This is a genomic window from Pseudomonas sp. HMWF006, assembly GCF_003061205.1.
GTDB lineage: Bacteria > Pseudomonadota > Gammaproteobacteria > Pseudomonadales > Pseudomonadaceae > Aquipseudomonas > Aquipseudomonas monsensis.
On record NZ_QAIU01000313.1, the window covers coordinates 1 to 4,585 of the forward strand.

At 59.5% G+C, this 4,585-nt stretch carries 6 protein-coding genes; 4 read left to right on the forward strand and 2 right to left on the reverse strand.

The annotated features are described in order from the left end of the window. Nucleotide 1 precedes the first annotated feature (1 nt). Genes DBR24_RS12790 through DBR24_RS12800 form a run of 3 tightly spaced genes read left to right on the forward strand, consistent with a single transcriptional unit; the run spans nt 2 to nt 1,088 of the window. The gene (locus tag DBR24_RS12790) at nt 2-553 is read left to right on the forward strand and encodes a hypothetical protein (RefSeq protein WP_256591443.1); all 552 of its coding nucleotides are present in this window, start codon (nt 2-4) and stop codon (nt 551-553) included. Nucleotides 554-567: 14 nt separating this feature from the next. Next, the gene (locus tag DBR24_RS12795; protein WP_123469155.1) at nt 568-906 is read left to right on the forward strand and encodes a hypothetical protein; all 339 of its coding nucleotides are present in this window, start codon (nt 568-570) and stop codon (nt 904-906) included. Nucleotides 907-923: 17 nt separating this feature from the next. Next, nucleotides 924-1,088 carry a rubredoxin gene (locus DBR24_RS12800; RefSeq protein WP_123467951.1) on the forward strand — a complete coding sequence of 55 codons (165 nt, stop codon included), beginning with the start codon at nt 924-926 and terminating at the stop codon, nt 1,086-1,088. A gap of 538 nt (nt 1,089-1,626) precedes the next feature. Here DBR24_RS12800 and DBR24_RS12805 read toward each other — a convergent pair. After that, on the reverse strand, nt 1,627-2,799 hold the full coding sequence (locus DBR24_RS12805; protein ID WP_128614939.1) for a cystathionine gamma-synthase: 1,173 nt from the start codon (nt 2,797-2,799) through the stop codon (nt 1,627-1,629). Next, complete coding sequence (locus DBR24_RS12810) at nt 2,796-4,172, reverse strand: pyridoxal-phosphate dependent enzyme (RefSeq protein WP_128614940.1); 1,377 nt, start codon at nt 4,170-4,172, stop codon at nt 2,796-2,798. Before DBR24_RS12810 ends, DBR24_RS12805 begins: the two co-directional genes overlap by 4 nt. Before the next feature lie 160 nt (nt 4,173-4,332). On the opposite strand from DBR24_RS12810, the gene DBR24_RS12815 reads away from it, so the two are divergent. After that, the coding region (locus DBR24_RS12815) for a hypothetical protein (protein WP_256591445.1) at nt 4,333-4,585 on the forward strand (253 nt) is incomplete at its 3' end.

Genomic DNA, 4,585 nt, shown 5'->3' on the forward strand with positions numbered 1-4,585 from the left:
TCTGTACGCCCGGCGCAAAGAGTTCTCCCCTTATTTTGTTCAGTACCTGGATTTCTGGTACGCCGACGAGCGTAACCATGCCGACGGATTCTTTGAGCTGAACCGCCTGGTTTTTGGCGCGCCCGAAAGTGACCTCATCAATGACCTGAAGGACCGCGTTGGCGATTTTTCAGGCCTGGAAGACATTCTCTCCTGCGAGTTCAATCTTCTGCTGTTGTTTGCCTATGACGAGTACGTTTCGGTGAAAACCTACAAGAAAGACACGTTCTATCAGGACTTTGGCCATCCTGGTTTCAATGTGTGGATCAAGAACCTGATTGCCGATGAAGCCATTCACTTTGGCAATGCCGTGAAAATTCTGAAGACCTTTCACGCCGATAAACTCGATCAGGCGCAAAGCGTGTTGCGCCGGATCGGTGGTTTTGAAGGAGGGGAATACAAGAACACGTTTCTGTTCGATCACGACGGCCCGCATTTTCAGCTGGACAGTGACGAAGTGGGCAGCGTCGTCATTGACGAAATTCTTTCAATCTTGCAAAAGAGGTCTTTGTGAAAAAAGAACATTACATAGTCGTGGCTCTTTTGCTGATGGTCTTTGGCGAGATTCTGACCATTTACAGTGAGGTCTATGCCTCGAAACTGCCGGGCAGGGTCATGGAGACTCCGGGCATGTTTATCAAGCCGATGTTCTTGATCTGCATCGCCGGTATCAGCCTGGTAATGGCGTATTGGCTGGGTTATCAGGGGACCGGGAATATCTGGGTGGTGACCGTCGCCTCGTTGACCCTGCTGCTGGTGCTGGAACCCATTGTGATCTACGCCATGCTTCGCGAGTTGCCGGAGCGCGGCGCATTGATCGGCTTCATCCTCGGCGCCGCCGGATTGATTTCAACCGTGGCACTTTAAGCAAAAGGAGATTGTTGATGTTGACTCAAGAGCAGACCAAAACCTGCACGGTATGCGGTTATGAATATGATCCGGCGATCGGTGATCCGGAAAACGGGATTGCCCCCGGCACTGCCTGGCAAGACGTTCATGACGATTGGCTGTGCCCGGACTGCCAGATGCCAAAGACGGATTTTGAGTGACACGGTAAGGCGCGCCGAAGGTCGCGGGAATCTTTTCAGGCGCAGTTGGAGGGTTATGACTCCGGCGCAGTTTTGGTAAAGGCCTCGACAGCCTGTGGCAACGGGCTCGCGCAACAAGGCTGCGCAGGATCGACCGGGTTTGGCAGGGATCGCCATCCAGAGCCGGTGCGGCGGGGCGCTCGACGGGCGTTAGGCGTTTCGCTTTCTGTGCAGCTTCGGCACGGTTGAAATCAGTCTAAAAACACCCGGAAGGCGCGTCTGGCCTTTGCTAGGCTCAAAGGTGTAGGTGAAGACGCAGACTGATGCGCAATCGGATAGCAAGGGGACGTGGGGCGCGTTCCGAAGGGTACACGGTTAGAAAGATCTCCGCGCTGAGATCCAGCCCTTACGCCGTGTGAGGCAGCAAAGTACCGCTCTTTTTCCATGGTTGCTTTTGTACTGTGAGAGGCCCGATAAACCTTGTAAGCCAGAGACCAGCACTGGCCACCTACTCGAACACCAAAGCCCGCATCGCGCGGGCTTTGTCGTTGTGGCAGGACTAGATTTTCGTCAGGGCGTACGCCAGGTCGGCGCGCAGGTCTTCAAGGTCTTCGACGCCCACCGACAAACGCACCAGTCCATCGCCGATGCCGAGTCTGGCCCGGGTTTCAGGCGGAATGGTTGCGTGGGTCATGATCGCCGGATGCTCGATCAGGCTCTCGACGCCGCCCAGGCTCTCGGCCAGGGCGAAGATCTTTACGTTCTCGAGGAAGCGCCGCGCACCGGCCAGATCGCTGTTCAGATCCACGGAAATCATCCCGCCGAAACCGCGCATCTGTCGCTTGGCCAGTTCATGCTGCGGGTGCGAAGCCAGCCCCGGGTAGTAGACGCGTTTGACCTGCGGCTGCTGTTCCAGCCACTGCGCCAACGCCAAGGCATTGCTGCAATGGCGTTCCATGCGCAACGCCAGGGTCTTCACCCCGCGCAGGGTCAGGAACGCGTCGAATGGCCCGGCAATCGCGCCCACGGCGTTCTGCAGAAAGCCGAGTTTTTCCGCAAGTTCGGCATTCTGCCCAACCACCGCAATGCCCCCGATCACGTCCGAGTGACCATTGAGGTACTTGGTGGTCGAGTGCAGCACGATGTCGAACCCCAGCTCCAGCGGCCGCTGGATATACGGGCTGGCAAAGGTGTTGTCGGCCACGCAGATGATCCCGCGTGCGCGGCAGATACGGGCAATGGCAGCCAGGTCCGACAGGCTCAGCAGCGGATTGGTCGGGGTCTCGACCATGACCATGCGGGTGTCGTCCTGCAGTGCGGCTTCGAACGCCGACAGATCGGCCAGATCGACATAGCTGAAACGATGTCCGGCGCTGCGCTGGCGCACCTTGTCGAACAGACGGAAGGTGCCGCCATACAAGTCATTGCCGGAAATGATGTGCGAACCGGCCTCCAGCAATTCCAGCACCGTGGAAATGGTCGCCAGCCCGGACGCGAAGGCAAACGCCCGGGTGCCACCTTCCAGATCCGCGACACAGCGCTCAAGGGCAAAGCGTGTCGGGTTGTGCGAGCGCCCGTAGTCAAACCCCTTGTGCACACCGGGGCTGTCTTGCAGGTACGTGGAGTTGGCGTAGATCGGCGGCATCAACGCGCCGGTGGTCGGGTCCGGCGCCTGCCCGGCGTGAATCACCCGGGTCGCGAAGCCTTGGGATTTGTCGTCGTGCTGACTCATGCGAGGGATCTCCGTAATTGGTTGAGCATGTCGGTGCGGGTGATCAGGCCGTGGAAGCCTGAGGCGTCGGCGATGATCGCGACGAGGCCACGGCTGAGCACCGCTTCCAGCTCGGCCAGGGTGGCGCCGGGAGCGAGGGTTTGCAGTTTGTCGGTCATCACGCTGGAGACCGACTGGCTGAAGCGTGCAGCGTCTTCGTGCACGCCGAGCAAAATGTCCGATTCGTCGATGACGCCGACCAGTTGCTTGCCTTCCACCAACACCGGCAGTTGCGAGACGTCCGCCAGACGCATGCGCTGAAACGCGGTCAGCAGCGTGTCGCCGGGGCCGACGCTGATCACGCGGCCGTCCTCGAAACGCCGCGCGATCAGATCGCGCAGGTCGCCATAACCCTTGCGCTGCAACAGGCCCTGATCGGTCATCCACTGGTCGTTGTAGACCTTCGACAGGTAGCGCGTGCCAGTGTCGCAGACGAAACTGACCACGCGTTTGGGCGCGGTCTGTTCGCGGCAATAACGCAACGCGGCCGCGAAGAGGGTGCCGGTCGAGGAACCTCCGAGAATGCCTTCGGCCTTGAGCAACTGGCGGGCGTGAACGAAGCTTTCTTCATCGCTGATTGAATAGGCGTGGCGCACGCTGGAGAGGTCGGTGATCGACGGGATGAAGTCTTCACCGATGCCTTCCACCGCCCAGGAACCGGGCTTCGGCAGGGTGCCATCGCGGCTGTATTGAGCCATCACCGAACCCACCGGGTCGGCGAGGACCATTTCCAGATCCGGCTGCACACGCTTGAAAAAGCGGCTCAGCCCGGTGAGCGTGCCGGCCGAGCCGACGCCGACCACGATGGCGTCCAGATCATGTTCGGTCTGCGCCCAGATCTCCGGTGCGGTACTGCATTCGTGCGCCAGCGGGTTGGCCGGGTTGTTGAACTGGTCGGCGAAGAACGCGCCGGGGATGTCTTTCGCCAAACGTGCCGCCACGTCCTGGTAATACTCGGGATGGCCCTTGCCGACATCGGAGCGGGTGATATGCACCTCGGCGCCCATGGCCTTCAAGTGCAGGACTTTCTCGGTGGACATCTTGTCGGGTACCACCAGCACCACCCGATAACCCTTGGCGCGGCCGACCAGCGCCAGGCCCAGGCCAGTGTTGCCGGCGGTGGCTTCGACGATGGTGCCACCCGGTTGCAGGCGGCCATCACGTTCAGCCGCATCAATCATTGCCAGACCGATACGGTCCTTGATCGAGCCACCGGGGTTCTGCGATTCGAGTTTGAGAAACAGCGTGCACGGCCCGGTATCAAAGCGGGTCACGCGCACCAGAGGGGTATTGCCGATCAGCCCCAGCACGGCAGGGCGGGAGTCTTTTGACATCTCGTATTCCTTCGGTGAGTCATCGCGCTTCATGCGCAGGCAAACAGCTCATCTCGCAAGCAACATAGGCCCGGATGCCCACGCTCGCAACCCAAAAAATCCGCGATCCGCACGACATTTCCCTGTAAGCGCTGCCGCAGCTGCATGAGTAAAACTTGTGATGATCACGATTAGAATGAGTTTGTCTCACCAAGGCCTGACCTCGACAATAGCCGCCATTGACACGATTCTGGAGTTGTTTGTTATGGCACTGGCCCATTCCCTTGGATTTCCGCGCATCGGCCGCGACCGTGAACTGAAGAAAGCACAAGAGGCGTTCTGGAAAGGAGAGCTGGACGAGACGGGCCTGCGCGACGTTGGTCGTGAGCTGCGCAAGGCGCATTGGGAGATTCAGAAGAACGCCGGCATCGAGC

Coding starts and splice junctions, on each gene's coding strand:
- DBR24_RS12805 (WP_128614939.1), bottom strand. CDS start 2,799: ATGAGTCAGCACGACGACAAATCCCAAGGCTTCGCGACCCGGGTGATT.
- DBR24_RS12810 (WP_128614940.1), bottom strand. CDS start 4,172: ATGTCAAAAGACTCCCGCCCTGCCGTGCTGGGGCTGATCGGCAATACC.
- DBR24_RS12800 (WP_123467951.1), top strand. CDS start 924: ATGTTGACTCAAGAGCAGACCAAAACCTGCACGGTATGCGGTTATGAA.